Below are 19,223 nucleotides of genomic sequence, written 5' to 3' on the forward strand. Positions count from 1 at the left end.
GACCACGCCCGCAATCGTTGCGTCCTACAGCAACGAACTGCGATGCGTGACGCCGTTACCTACAAGGTCAATCCGATTTGGCGCATTTACTGCGTGGTCCGCGACCCATAACGTTGTAGGACAGCAGAGGCTCCGAATGCGGAAAGGCACTTGCTGCGTGTGGGATCAGCGATGTCACCCTGGCCAAACGCCGGGGTGGTTGTTCGCTGATGACAACTACAAACAAGGATCGGGATCGTCATGCGCCATACCACCGTACTATCCGCAATGTTTGCCACCAGCCTGCTGGCTGTGGCCACGATGGGTCACGCCGCCGACAAGCAGAGCCTGGTGTTCTGCTCGGAAGGCAGCCCAGCCGGTTTTGATACTGCGCAATACACCACCGCCACCGATAACGATGCGGCCGAGCCGCTGTACAACCGCCTGGTTGAGTTTGAAAAGGGTGAGACCGGTGTCGTACCTGCATTGGCAACCAAGTGGGATATTTCGCCAGACGGCCTGACCTACACCTTTCACCTGCGTGAAGGGGTGAAATTCCACAGCAACAAGGAATTCAAGCCGACGCGGGAGTTCAACGCCGACGACGTGCTGTTCACCTTCAACCGCATGCTTGACCCCGACCATCCGTTTCGCAAGGCCTACCCCACGGAGTTTCCGTACTTCAACGGGATGAGCCTGAACAAGAACATTGCCAAGGTCGCCAAAACCGACGCGCACACCGTGGTAATGACCCTGAACACGGTCGACGCCGCGTTTATCCAGAACATCGCCATGAGCTTCGCCGCGATCCTCTCGGCCGAATACGCCGAGCAGTTGCTCAAGGATGGCAAACCGAGTGATATCAACCAGAAGCCGATCGGCACTGGCCCCTTCGTGTTCCAGCGCTATCAGAAAGATTCGCAGATCCGCTATGTGGCCAACAAACAGTACTGGGACCCGAGCAAGGTCAAGCTGGACCAACTGATCTTCGCCATCAACACCGACGCTTCGGTGCGAGTGCAAAAGCTCAAGGCCGGCGAATGCCAGGTGACCCTGCATCCGCGCCCGGCTGACGTCGATGCCCTCAAGGCCGACCCGAACCTGCAACTGCTGACCAAGCCCGGCTTCAACTTGGGCTACATCGCCTACAACGTGCGCCACAAGCCCTTCGACCAGCTCGAAGTGCGCCAGGCGCTGGACATGGCGGTGAACAAGCAGAGCATCCTGAACGCCGTGTACCAGGGCGCGGGGCAATTGGCGGTCAACGCCATGCCACCGACGCAGTGGTCCTACGACGACAGCATCAAGGACGCCGCCTACAACCCGGAAAAAGCCAAGGAATTGCTCAAGGCCGCCGGCGTGAAAGAAGGCACCGAAATCACCCTGTGGGCGATGCCGGTACAACGTCCGTACAACCCTAACGCCAAGCTGATGGCCGAGATGCTGCAAAGCGACTGGGCCAAGATCGGCCTCAAGGTCAAGATCGTCAGCTACGAATGGGGCGAGTACATCAAGCGCACCAAGAACGGTGAGCACGATGTAAGCCTGATCGGCTGGACCGGTGACAACGGTGACCCGGACAACTGGCTGGGCACCCTCTACAGCTGTGACGCCATCGGCGGGAACAACTACTCCATGTGGTGTGACCCGGCGTACGACAAGCTGATCAAGCAAGCCAAGGTCGTGACCGACCGCGAACAAAGGACTGTTCTGTACAAACAGGCGCAGCAACTGCTCAAGCAGCAGGTGCCGATCACGCCAGTCGCCCACTCGACGGTCAACCAGCCGTTAAGCGCCAAAGTCGAAGGTTTCAAAGTGAGCCCCTTCGGCCGCAACGTGTTCTCGGGCGTCAGTATCACCCCATAAGAAAATAACCGGATTGCGCAGGGCGAATACCGCCTTGCTGCAAACGCGCGGCCTTTTGTTGGGAATTTTCCTACGCCAAACGTTTGCAATGGCTTGAACGAGTTACACACCCAATAGCCGGATCACCAAAAAAGACCGGCATTAAAAAGAGAACCAAAGGAGCTTCATCCATGAAACTGAGCAGCAAAGCGCTTCTGGCCCTGGCCATCAGCAGCATCACGGCCACCGCCTACGCTGAATCCGTCAGCCAGGACTTCGTGCCTACTACACTGGCCGGCACCAGCGCTCAAAGCGAAGCCAAAGGCTTTATCGAAGACTTCAGCCTGGGCGGCACTACCCGCAACTGGTACTCCCACGAAAGCAAATACCGTGGCGGCACCTTCGAGTACAAGAAGCACGGCCAAACCCTGACCGACCGTAACCGTACCAACTGGGTACAAGGCACCATCATCAACGCCAGCTCGGGTTTTACCCAGGGCACCGTAGGCGTCAAGACTGAATTGGCGGTGTACAACGCCGTGGTCCTGGACCGTAGCAAGCGTGATATCAAAGGCGGCTCCAACCGTACCCTGGCTGACTCCGATGGTGATGCAGTCGGCCAATGGAGCAAACTGGGCCTGGCCAACGTGCAGTTCCGTGTGTCGAACACCACCTTGACCGCCGGTCGTCAGAACTTCAGCAGCGGCATCGTCGATACCATCGGCAACCGTGCGTTGCCTTCGAGCTTCGAAGGTGTGAGCTTCAACAGCGAAGAGTTCAGCAACCTGTCGTTCCAGGGCGGCGTGTTTGACCGCGTTTCGCCACGTAGCGAACAGAGCCTGTCGAAATTCCGTAGCGAATACGGCAATGGCGCGGAAACCGACAAGGTGTCCACCCTGGGCCTGAACTACCAGCCGCTGAAAAGCCTGAAAGTCAGCGTCTTCGGCGCCAACGTGAAGGACTTCTGGAACCAGTACTACTTCGGCGCAACCCACGAACTGGGTGATGCACAGCAACTGGCGCTGACCACTGGTTTCAACTACTACAAGACGGTCGATGAAGGCAAAAAAGAGATGGGGGAAATCGACAACGATACCTTCTCCCTGTCCCTGGGCCTGGCCCACCAGGCTCACAGCCTGACCTTCTCCTACCAGCAAGTGAACGGTAACGAGTACTTCGACTACCTGCACGAAACCAACGGCATCTACCTGGCCAACTCCCTGACCTCTGACTTCAACGGCCCGAACGAGAAATCCTTCCAGGTTGCCTACGCCATCAACATGGCCGAATACGGCGTGCCAGGCCTCAAGTTCAACATCTACTCGGCGCGCGGCTGGGACATCGACGGTACTCACTACACCGGCAACAACGGCCGGGCCAAGTTCGCCTACGACGGCATCCAGAAACAAGACGGTGAAAAACACCAGGAATACGGTATCGGTGGTTCTTACGCCATCCAGAGCGGCCCACTCAAGGCCACTACCGTACGCGCAACGTATGTTGAGCACCGTGGCAGCGAGTTCCAATCGGACGGCAGCATCAAAGAGTTCCGTCTGGTGACCACTGTTCCGTTCAACATCCTTTAATTAGCGCCAGGTAGACGGCGGGCTCAGGACGAGCTCGCCGTTTACGCTTGTCTGGTCCCATCGATTGCAGAGGGCTCCGAATGAAATTGCTCCCACTACAAGCCGCCATGGCTGCTGCGCTGTTGAGCGTGGCGATCGGCGTTTCGGCCAAACCACTGGTGGTCTGCACCGAAGCCAGCCCGGAGGGTTTTGACCCGGTCCTGTACACCACGGCCGTGACCGCTGACGCTGCCGCTGAAACCATGTTCAACCGCCTGGTGGACTTCAAGCCCGGCACCACCGAAGTGATCCCCGCGCTGGCCAAAGACCTGCCCGAGATCAGCGCCGATGGCCTGACCTACACCTTTCACCTGCGTGACGACATCAAGTTCCACACCACCGACTATTTCAAACCCACGCGCAACATGAATGCCGACGACGTGCTTTGGAGCTTCCAGCGCCAGCTGGACCCGAACCACCCGTGGCATAAAAAGTCCCTCGTGGGCTACCCGTACTTCGAAAGCATGGGCTTCAAGGAACTGCTCAAGAGCGTAGAAAAGACGGACGATCACACCGTCGTCTTTACCCTGACCCGTCCTGAAGCACCGTTTTTGGCCGATCTGGGCATGGCATTTTCTTCAATCCACTCGAAGGAATACGCCGACCAGTTGCTCAAGTCCGGTAAGACTGAAGACCTTAACGCCAAGCCCATCGGTACTGGCCCATTCGTCTTCACCCGTTATCAGAAAGACGCCCAGGCGCGGTTCAAGGCAAACCCCGACTACTTCCGTGGCAAACCGCAGGTAGACCCGCTGATTCTGGCGATCAGCACCGATAACAACGTGCGCCTGCAAAAGCTCAAGGCCAACGAATGTCAGATCGCGTTGTTCCCCAAGCCAGATGACATCCCAAGCATCAAGAAAGACCCGAACCTGAAAGTCGATGAGCTGGCGGCGATGACCACCAGTTACACCGCGTTGAACACCACCCACAAATACATGAGCGATGCGCGGGTGCGCCACGCGATCAACATCGCGTTCGACAAGGCTGGCTACACCGAAGCCCTGTTCGGCAAAGGCAATGCTGTAGTGGGCACCGGCCCTTATCCGCCGACCTTGCTGGGCTTCAGCGACAAGCTTAAAAACCCACCCCGTGACCTGGAAAAGGCCCGCGCCCTGCTCAAGGAAGCCGGCGTACCGGAAGGCACTGAGTTCACCCTGTTCACCCGTAACGGTGGCGGCCCGACCAACCCTAACCCGATGCTCGGCGCCCAGCGCATGCAGGCGGACCTGGCGCAGGTTGGCCTGAAAGTGAACATCAAAGTCATGGAATGGGGCGAAATGCTCAAGCGAGCCAAAAACGGTGAGCACGACATGGTTTCGGCGGGCTGGGTGGGTGATAACGGCGACCCGGACAACTTCCTGACGCCAAACCTGAGTTGCGATGCAGCGAAAAACGGCGAAAACTACGCCCGCTGGTGTAACAAAGAGTTTCAAGACTTGATCGACAAGGCCCGCGCTGTCGCTGAACCCGCCCAGCGCGCTGCACTCTATGAACAAGCACAGGACGTTTTCGATAAGGACCAACCATGGCTTCCCATGGCTTATCCGAAACTGTTCACCGCCATGCGCAAGAACGTAGAAGGCTTCATTCAAAGCCCTCTGGGTACAAATAACTTCGCCACCACCCAGGTGAAGTAAATAAGAGAAACGCTCGGCACCGTCGACATTGGCGGTGCCGAACCTGCCTAACCGGCTGATTGAGGTAAACAACAAGATGTTTAGTTTTATTGCCCGCCGACTGGGGTTACTGATCCCCACGTTTTTCGGCATAACGTTGCTCACGTTTGCGTTGATTCGCATGATCCCTGGCGACCCCGTCGAAGTCATGATGGGCGAGCGGCGCGTCGACCCCGAGATGCACGCACAGGCAATGGAACGCCTTGGCCTTAACAAGCCGCTGTATGCGCAATACCTGGATTACGTCGGCAAACTTGCCCAGGGCGACCTTGGCGAATCGCTGCGTACCCGCACCAGCGTGTGGACTGAATTCACCGCCCTCTTCCCGGCGACCCTGGAACTGTCCATGGCCGCCCTGTTGTTCGCCGGTATCCTGGGCCTGTTGGCCGGGGTGATCGCGGCACTCAAGCGAGGATCCCTGTTCGACCATGGGGTGATGGGCATCTCCCTGGCGGGATATTCGATGCCGATCTTCTGGTGGGGCCTGATCCTGATCATGTTCTTCTCGGTCAGCCTGGGCTGGACCCCGGTTTCCGGGCGGATCGACCTGCTCTACGACATCGAGCCGCGCACCGGCTTCATGCTGATCGACACCCTGCTGGCTGACGAGCCGGACGCGTTCTGGGATGCGTTGCACCACCTGATCCTGCCGGCCATCGTACTCGGCACTATCCCGCTGGCGGTGATTGCGCGGATGACCCGTTCGTCGATGCTCGAAGTCCTGCGCGAAGACTACATCCGCACCGCCAAGGCCAAGGGCCTGTCGCCGGCGCGCGTGGTGTTCGTGCACGGCCTGCGTAACGCGTTGATTCCGGTACTGACCGTGGTTGGCCTGCAAGTCGGCACCCTGCTGGCCGGCGCGGTTTTGACCGAGACCATCTTCTCCTGGCCCGGCATCGGCAAATGGCTGATCGAAGCCATTGGCGCGCGGGACTACCCGGTGGTGCAGAACGGCATCCTGCTGATCGCCTGCCTGGTGATCATGGTGAATTTCGTGGTGGATATCCTCTACGGCTTCGCCAACCCACGCATCCGTCACCAGCGCTGAGATCATGACCATGACCACACCTACTCAAGTGTCAGCAGTCGATCAAAGCCTGCTGTACCCGTCTCCGTACAAAGAATTCTGGCAAGCTTTTTCCAAGAACAAAGGCGCGGTTGCCGGCCTACTGTTCATGTTGCTGATCGTGTTCTGCGCGATCTTCGCACCGTGGGTTGCACCGCATAACCCGAGCGAGCAATACCGCGACTTCCTGCTGACCCCGCCGGCCTGGCTGGAAGGTGGGCAGATGCAATTCCTGCTCGGCACCGACGAACTGGGCCGTGACTTGCTCTCGCGCCTGATCCAGGGCTCGCGCCTGTCGTTGCTGATCGGTTTGTCGTCGGTGGTGATGTCGCTGATTCCGGGGATCCTGCTGGGCCTGTTCGCCGGGTTCTTCCCACGTCTGCTCGGCCCGACCATCATGCGTCTGATGGACATCATGCTGGCCCTGCCGTCGCTACTGCTGGCTGTCGCCATTGTCGCGATCCTCGGCCCTGGCCTGATCAACACCGTGATCGCCATCGCCATCGTATCGCTGCCGTCCTACGTCCGTCTGACCCGCGCTGCGGTGATGGGCGAACTGAACCGTGACTACGTGACCGCCGCCCGCCTCGCCGGAGCCGGCCTGCCACGCCTGATGTTCATCACCGTGCTGCCCAACTGCATGGCGCCGCTGATCGTACAGGCCACCTTGAGCTTCTCCTCGGCGATCCTCGATGCCGCGGCCCTGGGCTTCCTCGGCCTTGGCGTACAACCGCCAACCCCGGAGTGGGGCACCATGCTGGCTTCGGCCCGTGACTACATCGAACGCGCCTGGTGGGTGGTGAGCCTGCCTGGTTTGACCATTTTGCTCAGCGTGCTGGCAATCAACTTGATGGGCGACGGCCTGCGCGATGCGCTGGACCCGAAACTCAAGAACGCCGCCTGAGGAGATTCCCATGTCACTGTTAGAAATCAAGAATCTCAACGTGCGCTTCGGCGACAAGACCGCCGTCCCGGTGGTCGATGGCCTCGACATTTCGGTCGACAAAGGCGAAGTACTGGCGATCGTTGGCGAGTCGGGTTCGGGTAAATCCGTGACCATGATGGCGCTGATGGGCCTGATCGAGCATCCCGGCATCGTCACCGCCGACGCGCTGAACTTTGACGGCAAGGACATGCTCAAGCTGAGCAACCGCCAGCGCCGCCAGATCGTCGGCAAAGACCTGGCGATGGTGTTCCAGGACCCGATGACCGCGCTGAACCCCAGCTACACCGTGGGTTTCCAGATTGAAGAAGTGCTGCGCCTGCACCTGAAAATGTCCGGCAAACAAGCGCGCAAGCGTGCCATCGAACTGTTGGAAAAAGTGGAGATCCCAGGCGCTGCCAGCCGTATGGATGCCTACCCGCACCAACTGTCCGGCGGCATGAGCCAGCGTGTGGCAATCGCCATGGCGATTGCCGGCGAGCCGAAACTGCTGATCGCGGACGAACCGACCACGGCGTTGGACGTCACCATCCAGGCGCAGATCATGGAACTGCTGCTGGCCTTGCAGAAAGAACAGAACATGGGCCTGGTGCTGATCACTCACGACCTTGCAGTCGTGGCGGAAACCGCCCAGCGTGTGTGCGTAATGTACGCAGGCCAGGCGGTTGAGGTCGGCCAGGTGCCGCAACTGTTCGACATTCCGGCGCACCCGTACAGCGAAGCGCTGCTCAAGGCGATCCCCGAGCACAGCCTCGGCGCCACGCGTTTGGCGACGCTGCCAGGTATCGTTCCAGGTCGTTATGACCGCCCGCAGGGTTGCCTGCTGTCACCGCGCTGCCCGTATGTGCAGGATTCCTGCCGTGCCCAGCGTCCGGGGCTTGATCCAAAAACCAACAGCCTTGCGCGCTGCTTCTACCCCTTGAACCAGGAGGTGGCGTAATGGCCGTCGTTCTTACCGCCCGCGACCTGACCCGTCACTACGAAGTGTCCCGTGGCCTGTTCAAGGGCCACGCCCTGGTGCGTGCGCTCAATGGTGTGTCGTTCGAGCTGGAAGCCGGCAAGACCCTCGCGGTCGTGGGCGAATCCGGTTGCGGCAAATCCACACTGGCCCGCGCCCTGACGCTGATTGAAGAACCGTCTTCCGGCTCGCTGAAAATCGCAGGGCAAGAAGTCGCCGGTGCCGACAAGGCCCAGCGCAAGCAACTGCGCAAAGACGTGCAGATGGTGTTCCAGAGCCCGTACGCCTCGCTGAACCCACGCCAGAAAGTCGGTGATCAACTCGGCGAGCCGCTGCTGATCAACACCAACCTGTCCGCCGCCGAACGCCGCGAGAAAGTGCAGGCGATGATGAAGCAAGTGGGCCTGCGCCCCGAGCATTATCAGCGCTACCCGCACATGTTCTCCGGTGGCCAGCGCCAGCGGATCGCACTGGCCCGGGCGATGATGCTGCAACCGAAAGTGCTGGTGGCAGATGAACCGACCTCGGCGTTGGACGTGTCGATCCAGGCTCAGGTGCTGAACCTGTTCATGGACCTGCAGCAGGAATTCAACACCGCCTACGTGTTCATCTCCCACAACCTCGCGGTGGTGCAACACGTCGCCGACGACGTGATGGTGATGTACCTCGGCCGCCCGGTTGAAGTCGGTCCGAAGGAAGACATCTACGCACGCCCGCTGCACCCCTACACCCAGGCGCTGCTGTCGGCGACCCCGACCATTCATCCGGACCCGAACAAGCCGAAGATCAAGATCGTCGGCGAGCTGCCCAACCCGCTGAACCCGCCGCCTGGCTGCGCCTTCCATAAGCGCTGCCCGTATGCGACAGCACGGTGCAGCACCGAGGAGCCGCAGTTGCGGCCGTTGGATAACCGCCAGGTGGCTTGCCATTATGCGGAGCAGTTTGTGGCCTGAGTCTGTTAAGCAGAGATCCTTCCCGCGCAGCGCGTAGGAAGGATCGCCATCGAGTTTTACAGCCCTTCCCATCAGGTTGCGCATCAGCCTGGCGGGAGGGGTTTTCTTTTGGGCTTGGATGGAAAACGCTTGCGCAGGGTTTTACCCCAGGGAGCAGCCCCCTTGACTTCGCCCTTGCCCTTTATCGAAATAACACCGCCGTTCAGGGCAACCTCAATCCCAAAAATGAGCTTAACGCGCCAAATGCCCGGATCGCTGGAAGAAAAGTCCGCCGCTTCCCGAACCACGTAGCCGCCCTGCCAATTATTAGGTCGACCGCCGACAGTGTAATGAACCGAGGCTTGATACTCGTCATTGGAACCGTAGGTGTATTTTTTACGTTGCGGGTCTCGTTCTGGAATATAAAACGTCAGCTCTACATCTACACCATCGCTTGCAGTGGAACGGGCTTGAACCACGAAATCCTCGCTTTGGTCATCAGCCACAAAACCCAGATCGGTCGATTCAAAGGCCTGAGCTCCCACTTTCCATTCAAACCGTCCCGTCGCCTTGTTTTTCATGGTGCTCTCCTGTTTCAGGCATTGATCGGCCCCTGGATAAAGACACCTGAAAAATAAGGAAGCGAGCGCCGGCCGTCTACTGTCAAACCTGACAGGTCGGTTCAGCAATCAAAGGTAATGGGGAGCGTCAAAGAATGCGTTCCCACGCAGAGCGCGGGAACGATCGCGGGCATTACAGGCAGGGGCCCCAGGCGTATCAGGTGTCGCTGTCACCTTCAGTGTCATCGTCATCTGGCGGCGTTTGCTGGTCGTCATCATCCTTTGAGCCGCCCTGATCTTCGTCACCGGGTTCCGACTCGCTCTTGGCCAGTTGCAAACCACCGGCCTGCACCGTCTTCGCCGCCACAAAGCCCGGCGCCTGGCTCTGCACAGCCGCACTGGCCCATGCGGACGAGATGCCCAGGGATAACATCACCAACACTTTCAGCAACAGCACTACACGTTGAAAGATAGTCATGGTCGATTTCCGTCCAGTCAGTGAATCACGTGCGGCGGCGTACGACCGTCGCTGTGGATTAAGCTAGTTCCGATCCTGGGTTTGCGCCAATTACGCCTCAGGTATCGCCATCATCGTAGGTTTCGCTGTCTTCGCCCTCGTTGTAAGGGTTTTCTTCATCCTCCTTCGGCGCCGGCTGGGCCTGGGGCTGCCAGCTGCCAGAGTTGACCTCGTTCTGTTTGCGCTTGGTGACCGGTCCAGTGTCCTTCCACTGGGGGGTGCCTGCACCCGCCATCGCCCAGGAGGCAGACAACCCCAAGACGCCCAGCAGCACCAGTTGAATGGCGCATCGAGTTAAACGCATCAGGAACTCCTATTCCGTCGGTGAATCGGTGAAATATGTGAACGCTAGACCGGATACGGGGTTAGCGCCAATTCAGTAGGAGCCGGCTTGCCGGCTCCTACAGGTTGGGTTTGTGGCGAGCATGAAAAAGGGCGAAGCCATTACAGCTTCGCCCTTTATCGACCGCTTGGACCTTAGTGGTGCTCACGGGTCGCACGGAATTTCACATCCGGCCAGCGTTCTTCCATCAACGCCAGGTTCACCCGCGTCGGCGCCAGGTAAGTCAGATGACCACCACCGTCGACCGCCAGGTTTTCCACAGCCTTGTTGGAGAACTCTTCCAACTTCTTCTTATCGCTGCAATCGATCCAGCGCGCGGAGTACACGGTGATCGGCTCGTAGGAGCATTCGACCTTGTATTCCTCTTTCAAGCGGCTGGCGACCACATCGAACTGCAGCACACCGACGGCGCCGAGGATGATGTCGTTGCTGCGCTCCGGGAAGAACACCTGGGTGGCGCCCTCTTCCGCCAATTGCTGCAGGCCCTGGCGCAGTTGCTTGGATTTCAGCGGGTCACGCAGGCGAACGCGACGGAACAGTTCCGGGGCGAAGTGCGGGATACCGGTGAAGCCCAGGGCTTCGCCTTCGGTGAAGGTGTCGCCGATCTGGATGGTGCCGTGGTTGTGCAGGCCGATGATGTCGCCGGCGTAGGCTTCTTCGAGCTGTTCACGCTCGGAGGAGAAGAACGTCAAGGCGTCGCCGATGCGTACGTCCTTGCCGGTACGCACGTGGCGCATCTTCATGCCTTTTTCGTATTTGCCGGAGCAGATGCGCATGAAGGCGATACGGTCGCGGTGTTTTGGGTCCATGTTCGCTTGGATCTTGAACACGAAGCCGGTGAATTTCTCTTCGACCGGTTCTACGGTGCGCTCGTTGGCGACACGGGCCAATGGGCGCGGAGCCCAATCCACCACGGCGTCGAGCACATGGTCGACACCGAAGTTGCCCAGGGCCGTACCAAAGAACACCGGGGTCAACTGGCCGTCGAGGAATTCCTGCTGGTTGAACTCATGGCAGGCGCCCTGCACCAGCTCCAGCTGATCGACAAAGCGGTCGTACTCGTCACCCAGGTGGGCGCGGGCTTCGTCGGAGTCGAGTTTCTCGATGATCTTGGTTTCGGTGCGCTCGTGACCGTGGCCGGCGGTGTAGACAATGATGTAGTCGTCGGCCAGGTGGTACACGCCCTTGAAGTCGCGGTAGCAACCGATGGGCCAGGTGATCGGCGCAGCCTTGATCTTCAGGACGGCTTCGATTTCGTCCAACAGTTCGATCGGGTCGCGGATGTCGCGGTCGAGTTTGTTGATGAAGCTGACGATGGGCGTGTCACGCAGACGGCACACGTCCATCAGCGCAATGGTACGTGGCTCGACGCCTTTACCGCCGTCGAGGACCATCAACGCCGAGTCGACCGCGGTCAGGGTGCGGTAGGTGTCTTCGGAGAAGTCTTCGTGGCCCGGGGTGTCGAGCAGGTTGACCATGTGGTCGCGATACGGGAACTGCATGACCGACGTGGTAATGGAAATACCCCGTTGTTTTTCCATTTCCATCCAGTCGGAGGTGGCATGGCGGTCGGATTTGCGGGATTTCACCGTGCCGGCCACCGCGATTGCCTTGCCCATCAGCAAGAGTTTCTCGGTGATGGTGGTTTTACCGGCATCGGGGTGGGAAATAATGGCGAAAGTGCGGCGTTTCGCGACTTCGGCGGCCTGGTGGGTCATGGGAAATCGCCTGGCAGGTGAGTCAAAAAAGGGCGGCGAGTATAGCGCAAACCCCAGGGGCCGGACCACCGTTCACCCGATTGGGGGTGGCTAAATGCTGCCAAGTGTGGAACCTTTTAAAAGGTAGAGACGTCCACTCCCCTGCTGCCGCACTCGGAACAGGGGCTGATAAATCAGCAAGTTAGCCTGACGAGGCTGCGCTCATGGCTTGATCGCATACCGCGTTGCCGGTATCGGCGAGCTGCATTTCGCGACCACATTCGCCGACAGCCAGGAATGGCATGCCACGAAGGAATGTGTTCGCCGACAGAAGAAAAAAGGAGTCCGCCTGTGGCTATTCGCTATGGCAAAGGGCTGATAGGAGGAGCGGTTGTCGTCGCCCTCTTGGCCCTGCTGGTCCACTGGATCGGCATCAACACGATCGAACTGTACCGCGACGATTTGTTGTTTTACCTGCAAGCTCATCTGATCCTCGTTCTTGTCTCCATGCTGGCCGCCCTGATTGTGGGCATCCCCGCCGGTATCCTGCTCAGCCGACCGCACATGGTCGGGCGCGCAGAACGCTTCATGCAGATCTTCAACATCGGCAACACCGTCCCTCCCCTGGCCGTACTGGCCATCGCCCTCGGCGTCCTCGGCATTGGCAGTGGCCCGGCGATCTTCGCGCTGTTCCTCGCCTCGTTGCTGCCCATTGTGCGCAACACCTACGAAGGCCTCAAAAACGTTCAAGGCTCGCTGAAAGAAGCCGCCACCGGCATCGGTATGACGCCACGCCAGGTGCTGTTTCGCGTGGAATTGCCCAACGCCGTGCCGATCATCATCGGCGGTGTGCGCGTGGCCCTGGCGATCAACGTGGGGACCGCGCCGCTGGCCTTCCTGATCGGCGCCAACAGCCTGGGCAGCCTGATCTTCCCCGGCATCGCCCTGAACAATCAGCCGCAATTGCTGCTTGGCGCCGCGTGCACCGCGTTGCTGGCATTGCTGCTCGACGGTCTGGTGACCATGGCCAGCCGCCTCTGGCTGGAACGCGGGTTGCGTCCGTCTTAAGGCTTGGCAAAGGAAATCACATGAAAAGACTGACCCTGATATTGAGCTGCGTCCTGCTGTTTGCAGGTATTGCGCAAGCTGCCGAAAAACCTGTGATCCGCATCGGCGCCCGGGTGTTCACCGAACAGACCCTGCTGGCCGAAATCACGTCCCAGTACCTGCGCACCAAGGGCTATGACGCCCGTGTGACCGGCGGCCTGGGCAGCAACCTGGCGCGCAGTGCCCAGGAAAGCGGGCAACTGGACCTGATCTGGGAATACACCGGCGTGTCGCTGGTGGCCTACAACCATGTCGACGAAAAGCTCGACAGCGAACAGTCCTACGCACGGGTAAAAGAACTCGACGCGAAAAAAGGCCTGGTCTGGCTCTCGCCGTCGCGTTTCAGCAACACCTACGCCCTGGCGCTGCCCGAGAATGTGGCCAAGGAGTTCCCGCAGATCAACAGCATCAGCGACCTCACCCAAGCGCTGGCAGAGAAAACCAAAGGCACGCGCCTGGTGGCCCTGGACACCGAGTTCGCCAACCGTTCCGACGGCATGGGCGGCATGGTCAAGCTGTATGACATGAACCTCACGCGCAAAAACACCCGGCAGATGGACGCCGGCCTGGTCTACACCGCCCTGCGTAACGGCCAAGTGTTTGCCGGTCTGGTCTACACCACCGACGGTCGCCTGAACGCCTTCAAATTGAAGTTGCTGGAAGACGACAAGCACTATTTCCCGGACTACACCGCCGCCCCCGTGGTGCGTCAGGTGTATCTCGACGCTCACCCGGAACTGGCCGCTGACCTCAAGCCATTGGCCGATCTGTTCGACGACGAAACCATGCGCCAGTTGAACGCGCGGGTCGACGTCGACCATGAAAGCCCCTCCGCGGTTGCCGCCGACTTCCTGCGCCAACATCCGATCAATTAATAAGAGGAGAAGACATGGAATTCCTGAACGCCTTTTCCCATCTTGATTGGGCCCAAGTCCTACACCTGACCGGACAGCACATCACCCTGGTCGGTATCGCCGTGATCCTCGCGATCCTGATCGGTGTGCCTCTGGGCATCCTGATGACGCGCTTCCCGACGCTCGCCGGTCCGCTGCAAGCGAGCGCCACGGTGCTGCTGACCGTACCGTCCATCGCCCTGTTCGGCCTGCTGTTGCCGTTCTACTCCAAGTTCGGCCAGGGCCTGGGGCCAATGCCGGCGATCACCGCCGTGTTCCTCTACTCCCTGCTGCCGATCATGCGTAACACCTACCTCGCCCTCACCGGCGTGGAACCGGGTATTCGCGAAGCCGCACGCGGCATCGGCATGACCTTCGGCCAGCGCCTGCGCATGGTCGAGTTACCCATCGCCGTGCCGGTGATCCTCGCCGGTGTGCGCACCGCCGTGGTGATGAATATCGGTGTCATGACCATCGCAGCCACCATCGGTGCCGGTGGCCTGGGTGTACTTATTCTGGCTTCCATCAGCCGCAGCGACATGTCGATGCTGATCGTCGGCGCCGTGCTGGTCAGTCTCCTGGCCATCTTCGCCGACCTGCTCTTGCAATGGCTGCAACGCTCGCTGACTCCAAAAGGATTGCTCAAATGATCGAACTTCAAAACCTGTCCAAGACCTTCCAAAGCAACGGCAAGACTGTCACCGCCGTGAACGATGTAAGCCTGACCGTCAATGAAGGCGAGATTTGCGTATTCCTCGGCCCATCCGGTTGCGGCAAAAGCACCACGCTGAAGATGATCAACCGTCTGATCAAGCCCACTTCGGGCAAGATCCTGATCAATGGCGAAGACACCACCGACCTCGACGAGGTGACCCTGCGTCGCAACATCGGTTATGTGATCCAGCAGATCGGCCTGTTCCCCAATATGACCATCGAGGAAAACATCGTGGTGGTGCCCAAGCTGCTCGGCTGGGACAAGCAAAAATGCCACGACCGCGCCCGCGAGTTGATGAGCATGATCAAGCTGGAACCCAAGCAGTACTTGCATCGCTACCCGCGTGAATTGTCGGGTGGCCAGCAACAGCGGATCGGCGTGATCCGAGCCCTGGCGGCCGACGCGCCGTTGCTGCTGATGGATGAACCGTTCGGCGCAGTCGACCCGATCAACCGCGAGATGATCCAGAACGAATTCTTCGAGATGCAGCGCGCGCTGAACAAGACCGTGATCATGGTCAGCCATGACATCGACGAGGCGATCAAGCTGGGCGACAAGATCGCGATTTTCCGCGCCGGCAAGCTGTTGCAGATCGACCATCCGGACACGCTGCTGGCGCACCCGGCCGACGAGTTCGTCAGCAACTTCGTGGGCCAGGACAGCACCCTCAAGCGCCTGCTGCTGGTGAAGGCCGAAGACGCGGCGGACAACGCCCCGTCGGTGAGCCCTGAAACGCCGGTGGCCGATGCTCTGGAATTGATGGACGAGCATGACCGCCGCTACGTGGTGGTCACTTGTGCCGAGAACAAGGCGCTGGGGTATGTACGACGTCGCGACCTGCACCGTCAGACCGGCACCTGCGGCCAGTATCTGCGCCAGTTCAACGCCACGGCGGCGTACGACGAGCATTTGCGCATCCTGCTGTCGCGCATGTACGAGTTCAACCGGTCGTGGTTGCCGGTGATGGATGCGGAGCGGGTATTCCTCGGGGAAGTGACCCAGGAGTCGATTGCCGAGTACCTGAGCTCTGGTAAGTCGCGTGGGGGCAAGACCAGCATCGTCTCGCCTGCCGAGACGGCCCTGGCCTGATAAACCGCCATCGCCGGCAAGCCGGCTCCTACAGTTGCCATGTATTTTCCTGATGGAATGCATTCCCTGTGGGAGCCGGGCTTGCCCGCGATCCAGGCACCACAAATCCCATCGATTTGCCCCCTCCGGGGAACATCATTCCGTCACACCTGTCGGTTACATAAGTAGCTGCACGGGTTCGCGCGACGAACGCGTGCAAAAACGCGACATTTTTAGTTGATCTCAAGCCCCTCACGCCCTAAAGTTCGCGCCGAACGTCCATGCTGGAAACGATCCATCCGGCTCAAGTACTGACGACGAGACAGCAAGGCCAAGGGAAGCGGTAATTCCCATGGCCTTTTTGCTTTCGGCGACATGCCTTGGGAAGTAGGCGAACCAAAGTGGGGATACGGAGGACGTTCAGTTGCACCCATTGATTTCTACAGTTTGCCCTTAGGAGTTCCCAGCATGTCGATCAACGTCGAAGATTATTTCGCGCGCGCCACTTTTGACAAAATGAAGGCGTTCGCCGACAAGCAAGAAACCCCGTTCGTGGTGATCGACACCGCGATGATCAGCCAGGCCTACGATGACCTGCGCGCCGGTTTCGAATTCGCCAAAGTCTATTACGCGGTCAAGGCCAACCCGGCTGTCGAGATCATTGACCTGCTCAAAGAAAAGGGTTCGAGCTTCGACATCGCCTCGATCTACGAGCTGGACAAAGTGATGGACCGTGGCGTCAGCGCCGACCGTATCAGCTACGGCAACACCATCAAGAAATCCAAGGACATCCGCTACTTCTACGAGAAGGGCGTGCGCCTGTTCTCCACCGACTCCGAAGCCGACCTGCGCAACATCGCCAAGGCCGCGCCGGGCTCGAAAGTGTATGTACGTATTCTCACCGAAGGCTCGACCACGGCTGACTGGCCTTTGTCGCGCAAATTCGGCTGCCAGACCGACATGGCCATGGACCTGCTGATCCTCGCCCGTGACCTGGGCCTGGTGCCGTACGGCATCTCGTTCCATGTGGGTTCGCAACAGCGTGACATCAGTGTGTGGGACGCGGCGATCGCCAAGGTCAAAGTGATCTTCGAGCGCCTGAAGGAAGAAGACGGCATTCACCTCAAGCTGATCAACATGGGTGGCGGCTTCCCGGCCAACTACATCACCCGCACCAACAGCCTGGAAACCTACGCTGAAGAAATCATCCGCTTCCTCAAGGAAGATTTCGGCGACGACCTGCCGGAAATCATCCTGGAGCCGGGTCGTTCGTTGATTGCCAACGCAGGTATCCTGGTCAGCGAAGTGGTGCTGGTGGCGCGTAAATCCCGTACCGCCGTCGAGCGTTGGGTGTACACGGATGTGGGCAAGTTCTCCGGCCTGATCGAAACCATGGACGAAGCCATCAAGTTCCCGATCTGGACCGAGAAGAAAGGCGAGATGGAAGAAGTGGTCATCGCCGGCCCGACCTGCGACAGCGCCGATATCATGTACGAAAACTACAAGTATGGCCTGCCGCTGAACCTGGCGATTGGTGATCGTCTGTACTGGTTGTCGACCGGTGCCTACACCACCAGCTACAGCGCGGTTGAGTTCAATGGCTTTCCGCCGTTGAAGTCGTTCTACGTGTAAGACGGCTGCACATAAAAACCCATGACTAGTCATGGGTTTTTTTACGCCTTAAGAAAGGCTGCCAGCGCGTTCACGGTAGGCCTCTGCCATTGCTCTGATCTGTGGATCATTCGCTGCTGACAGCGCCTGGTGCGCCGTGCGCAAGAACTTCAGGTTCCCTCCCGCCAACGCCTTGCGCAACCACCCCAGCGCCGCATCGATCTGGCCTCTGTCCGCCAGCACCGCCGCGTAACTGAACTGTCCGCGAAAATCCCCGCCTTCGGCTGAGCGTCGGTACCAGTCGACGGCCGCGTCCAGATCCCGTGGGCAGAACTGGCCCTCTTCCAGATAACGCCCCAGCAGGTTCATCGACTTGGCATGCCCCTGTTCGGCTGCCTGACGATACAACGCCAGTGCTTGCTGCTGTTCCTCGGCAACCCCGCGCCCCGTGGCCAGCAGATTGGCGTAGTTGTACTGGCCCCAATCCAACCCGGCCTCGGCGGCCATGTGGTATTCACGCGCAGCCGCTGTTTCGTCGATGGCGCAACCCCAGCCATGCTCCAAACAGCGCCCGGCCATGTTGCGCGCCATCAAATGCCCGTTCTTCGCCGCAATCTTGAACCAGCGCAACGCCAGCGCTTCATCACGGGCAATGCCACGCCCTTCCAGCAGGATTTGCCCGAGCAGCGCCTGGGCATCCACCACGCCTTGCTTGGCCGCGATCAGGATGGCCTGGGCTGCACGCACCGGAGAGTCGTCGAGCATGGATTGGAGTTGTTCGACGTTGAGTATTTCTTCACGACGTAACAAAAAACCCATGTCAGACCTCGACCCAGCGGCGCAACAGGTTGTGGTAGGTGCCGGTGAGCTGGATCAGCGCGGGGTGGTCGGGCACGTCGGCGCTCAGTTGCTGGATCGCGCCGTCCATTTCGAACAGCAGGGTGCGCTGGCTGTCTTCGCGCACCAGGCTTTGGGTCCAGAAGAACGAGGCGTAGCGCGCGCCGCGAGTCACGGCGTTGACTTTGTGCAAGCTGGAACCGGGGTACAGCACCATGTCGCCGGCCGGTAACTTCACGCGCTGCAGGCCGAAGGTGTCCTGGATTTCCAGTTCGCCGCCGTCGTATTCATCGGGGTCGCTGAAAAACACGGTGGATGACAAATCAGTGCGCACGCGCTCGTGGCTGCCTTTGGGCTGGCGTACGGCGTTGTCGATGTGAAAATCGAAACTGCCGCCAGCGGTGTAGCAGTTGAGCAACGGCGGGAACACTTTGTGCGGTAACGCCGCCGACATAAACAACGGGTTCTGCCACAAACGCTCGAGCATCGCCGCGCCGATTTCCTTGGCCAGCGGGTGGCCTTCGGGCAATTGCAGGTTGTGCTTGGCCTTGGCGGACTGGTGCCCGGCGGTGATTTTACCGTCGGCCCAATCGGCAGTTTCCAGGGCTTGGCGGATGCGCTGCACTTCCTCACGAGAGAACAGGCCGGGGATGTGCAGCAGCATGGGCAATACCTGAATTCGGAGAGGTGCCAATGGTATTGATTCTTATCCGCCCTGTAAAACGCAGCAGACGTATGAGTTCGTAAAAACCGTAAGCGAAAAGTGTAAAGAATGTAAATTCAGTGCAATTAGCAATGTATCGCAATTGATAGAAATACTTGTTAACACTATATTCCGCGGCCTCACA

At 59.4% G+C, this 19,223-nt stretch carries 18 protein-coding genes; 12 read left to right on the forward strand and 6 right to left on the reverse strand.

Annotated elements, in window-relative coordinates:
• Window positions 1-267 precede the first annotated feature (267 nt).
• From WH299_RS16210 to WH299_RS16240, 7 genes are all read left to right on the forward strand, one after another.
• Window positions 268-1,845 (forward strand): ABC transporter substrate-binding protein, encoded by a 1,578-nt coding sequence (locus tag WH299_RS16210; protein WP_371923943.1) that lies wholly within the window; start codon window positions 268-270, stop codon window positions 1,843-1,845.
• Between the two features lie 170 nt (window positions 1,846-2,015).
• Window positions 2,016-3,410 (forward strand): OprD family outer membrane porin, encoded by a 1,395-nt coding sequence (locus WH299_RS16215; protein ID WP_339550780.1) that lies wholly within the window; start codon window positions 2,016-2,018, stop codon window positions 3,408-3,410.
• Between the two features lie 80 nt (window positions 3,411-3,490).
• Window positions 3,491-5,089 (forward strand): ABC transporter substrate-binding protein, encoded by a 1,599-nt coding sequence (locus WH299_RS16220; protein WP_123478142.1) that lies wholly within the window; start codon window positions 3,491-3,493, stop codon window positions 5,087-5,089.
• A gap of 76 nt (window positions 5,090-5,165) precedes the next feature.
• A complete protein-coding gene (locus WH299_RS16225; RefSeq protein WP_084376347.1) occupies window positions 5,166-6,176 on the forward strand; it encodes an ABC transporter permease subunit in 1,011 nt (336 codons plus the stop codon).
• Window positions 6,177-6,186: 10 nt separating this feature from the next.
• Window positions 6,187-7,098 carry an ABC transporter permease subunit gene (locus tag WH299_RS16230; protein ID WP_003188486.1) on the forward strand — a complete coding sequence of 304 codons (912 nt, stop codon included), beginning with the start codon at window positions 6,187-6,189 and terminating at the stop codon, window positions 7,096-7,098.
• A 10-nt stretch (window positions 7,099-7,108) separates the two neighbouring features.
• Window positions 7,109-8,077 (forward strand): ABC transporter ATP-binding protein, encoded by a 969-nt coding sequence (locus tag WH299_RS16235; RefSeq protein ID WP_028618822.1) that lies wholly within the window; start codon window positions 7,109-7,111, stop codon window positions 8,075-8,077.
• Window positions 8,077-9,048, forward strand: coding sequence for a peptide ABC transporter ATP-binding protein (locus tag WH299_RS16240; RefSeq protein ID WP_248486130.1), 972 nt, complete (start codon window positions 8,077-8,079; stop codon window positions 9,046-9,048). The genes WH299_RS16235 and WH299_RS16240 overlap by 1 nt, the downstream gene beginning before the upstream one ends.
• Window positions 9,049-9,131: 83 nt before the next feature.
• Here the strand turns inward: WH299_RS16240 and WH299_RS16245 are convergent, their stop codons facing one another.
• The 4 genes from WH299_RS16245 to WH299_RS16260 all read right to left on the reverse strand — a co-directional run bounded on the left by WH299_RS16245 (window position 9,132) and on the right by WH299_RS16260 (window position 12,165).
• Complete coding sequence (locus tag WH299_RS16245) at window positions 9,132-9,608, reverse strand: hypothetical protein (protein WP_339550781.1); 477 nt, start codon at window positions 9,606-9,608, stop codon at window positions 9,132-9,134.
• A gap of 196 nt (window positions 9,609-9,804) precedes the next feature.
• Window positions 9,805-10,065: a hypothetical protein gene (locus tag WH299_RS16250; RefSeq protein WP_122723712.1), complete on the reverse strand. Its 261-nt coding sequence runs from the start codon at window positions 10,063-10,065 to the stop codon at window positions 9,805-9,807.
• Between the two features lie 97 nt (window positions 10,066-10,162).
• Window positions 10,163-10,408 (reverse strand): hypothetical protein, encoded by a 246-nt coding sequence (locus WH299_RS16255; protein WP_122723711.1) that lies wholly within the window; start codon window positions 10,406-10,408, stop codon window positions 10,163-10,165.
• Between the two features lie 173 nt (window positions 10,409-10,581).
• Entirely contained in the window at window positions 10,582-12,165 is a 1,584-nt protein-coding gene (locus tag WH299_RS16260) for a peptide chain release factor 3 (protein WP_010213196.1), read from the reverse strand.
• 294 nt (window positions 12,166-12,459) lie between these two features.
• Here WH299_RS16260 and WH299_RS16265 point away from each other — a divergent pair, with 294 nt between their 5' ends.
• The 5 genes from WH299_RS16265 (at window position 12,460) to WH299_RS16285 (ending at window position 17,559) form a co-directional block, all read left to right on the forward strand.
• Entirely contained in the window at window positions 12,460-13,212 is a 753-nt protein-coding gene (locus WH299_RS16265) for an ABC transporter permease (RefSeq protein WP_371923940.1), read from the forward strand.
• Between the two features lie 20 nt (window positions 13,213-13,232).
• The gene (locus WH299_RS16270; protein ID WP_122723710.1) at window positions 13,233-14,126 is read left to right on the forward strand and encodes a glycine betaine ABC transporter substrate-binding protein; all 894 of its coding nucleotides are present in this window, start codon (window positions 13,233-13,235) and stop codon (window positions 14,124-14,126) included.
• Window positions 14,127-14,140: 14 nt separating this feature from the next.
• Window positions 14,141-14,794 (forward strand): ABC transporter permease, encoded by a 654-nt coding sequence (locus WH299_RS16275; RefSeq protein ID WP_016971596.1) that lies wholly within the window; start codon window positions 14,141-14,143, stop codon window positions 14,792-14,794.
• Window positions 14,791-15,948 carry an osmoprotectant ABC transporter ATP-binding protein OsmV gene (locus WH299_RS16280; protein ID WP_123478135.1) on the forward strand — a complete coding sequence of 386 codons (1,158 nt, stop codon included), beginning with the start codon at window positions 14,791-14,793 and terminating at the stop codon, window positions 15,946-15,948. The genes WH299_RS16275 and WH299_RS16280 overlap by 4 nt, the downstream gene beginning before the upstream one ends.
• Window positions 15,949-16,395: 447 nt before the next feature.
• The gene (locus WH299_RS16285; protein ID WP_010213203.1) at window positions 16,396-17,559 is read left to right on the forward strand and encodes a type III PLP-dependent enzyme; all 1,164 of its coding nucleotides are present in this window, start codon (window positions 16,396-16,398) and stop codon (window positions 17,557-17,559) included.
• A 48-nt stretch (window positions 17,560-17,607) separates the two neighbouring features.
• Here the strand turns inward: WH299_RS16285 and WH299_RS16290 are convergent, their stop codons facing one another.
• Both WH299_RS16290 and WH299_RS16295 read right to left on the reverse strand, forming a co-directional pair.
• A complete protein-coding gene (locus WH299_RS16290; RefSeq protein ID WP_339550783.1) occupies window positions 17,608-18,357 on the reverse strand; it encodes a tetratricopeptide repeat protein in 750 nt (249 codons plus the stop codon).
• Between the two features lies 1 nt (window position 18,358).
• Window positions 18,359-19,039 carry a Fe2+-dependent dioxygenase gene (locus WH299_RS16295; RefSeq protein WP_068936030.1) on the reverse strand — a complete coding sequence of 227 codons (681 nt, stop codon included), beginning with the start codon at window positions 19,037-19,039 and terminating at the stop codon, window positions 18,359-18,361.
• Window positions 19,040-19,223: the final 184 nt, after the last annotated feature.

It is taken from the genome of Pseudomonas sp. MYb541 (assembly GCF_037479595.1).
GTDB lineage: Bacteria > Pseudomonadota > Gammaproteobacteria > Pseudomonadales > Pseudomonadaceae > Aquipseudomonas > Aquipseudomonas canadensis.

What these genes read in the sequence shown, in the direction of transcription:
- WH299_RS16275 (WP_016971596.1), top strand. Translation starts at nt 14,141, where the DNA reads ATGGAATTCCTGAACGCCTTTTCCCATCTTGATTGGGCCCAAGTCCTA.
- WH299_RS16210 (WP_371923943.1), top strand. Translation starts at nt 268, where the DNA reads ATGTTTGCCACCAGCCTGCTGGCTGTGGCCACGATGGGTCACGCCGCC.
- WH299_RS16215 (WP_339550780.1), top strand. Translation starts at nt 2,016, where the DNA reads ATGAAACTGAGCAGCAAAGCGCTTCTGGCCCTGGCCATCAGCAGCATC.
- WH299_RS16265 (WP_371923940.1), top strand. Translation starts at nt 12,460, where the DNA reads ATGTGTTCGCCGACAGAAGAAAAAAGGAGTCCGCCTGTGGCTATTCGC.
- WH299_RS16250 (WP_122723712.1), bottom strand. Translation starts at nt 10,065, where the DNA reads ATGACTATCTTTCAACGTGTAGTGCTGTTGCTGAAAGTGTTGGTGATG.
- WH299_RS16230 (WP_003188486.1), top strand. Translation starts at nt 6,187, where the DNA reads ATGACCACACCTACTCAAGTGTCAGCAGTCGATCAAAGCCTGCTGTAC.
- WH299_RS16255 (WP_122723711.1), bottom strand. Translation starts at nt 10,408, where the DNA reads ATGCGTTTAACTCGATGCGCCATTCAACTGGTGCTGCTGGGCGTCTTG.
- WH299_RS16295 (WP_068936030.1), bottom strand. Translation starts at nt 19,039, where the DNA reads ATGCTGCTGCACATCCCCGGCCTGTTCTCTCGTGAGGAAGTGCAGCGC.
- WH299_RS16270 (WP_122723710.1), top strand. Translation starts at nt 13,233, where the DNA reads ATGAAAAGACTGACCCTGATATTGAGCTGCGTCCTGCTGTTTGCAGGT.
- WH299_RS16280 (WP_123478135.1), top strand. Translation starts at nt 14,791, where the DNA reads ATGATCGAACTTCAAAACCTGTCCAAGACCTTCCAAAGCAACGGCAAG.
- WH299_RS16240 (WP_248486130.1), top strand. Translation starts at nt 8,077, where the DNA reads ATGGCCGTCGTTCTTACCGCCCGCGACCTGACCCGTCACTACGAAGTG.
- WH299_RS16235 (WP_028618822.1), top strand. Translation starts at nt 7,109, where the DNA reads ATGTCACTGTTAGAAATCAAGAATCTCAACGTGCGCTTCGGCGACAAG.
- WH299_RS16285 (WP_010213203.1), top strand. Translation starts at nt 16,396, where the DNA reads ATGTCGATCAACGTCGAAGATTATTTCGCGCGCGCCACTTTTGACAAA.
- WH299_RS16225 (WP_084376347.1), top strand. Translation starts at nt 5,166, where the DNA reads ATGTTTAGTTTTATTGCCCGCCGACTGGGGTTACTGATCCCCACGTTT.
- WH299_RS16260 (WP_010213196.1), bottom strand. Translation starts at nt 12,165, where the DNA reads ATGACCCACCAGGCCGCCGAAGTCGCGAAACGCCGCACTTTCGCCATT.
- WH299_RS16245 (WP_339550781.1), bottom strand. Translation starts at nt 9,608, where the DNA reads ATGAAAAACAAGGCGACGGGACGGTTTGAATGGAAAGTGGGAGCTCAG.
- WH299_RS16220 (WP_123478142.1), top strand. Translation starts at nt 3,491, where the DNA reads ATGAAATTGCTCCCACTACAAGCCGCCATGGCTGCTGCGCTGTTGAGC.
- WH299_RS16290 (WP_339550783.1), bottom strand. Translation starts at nt 18,357, where the DNA reads ATGGGTTTTTTGTTACGTCGTGAAGAAATACTCAACGTCGAACAACTC.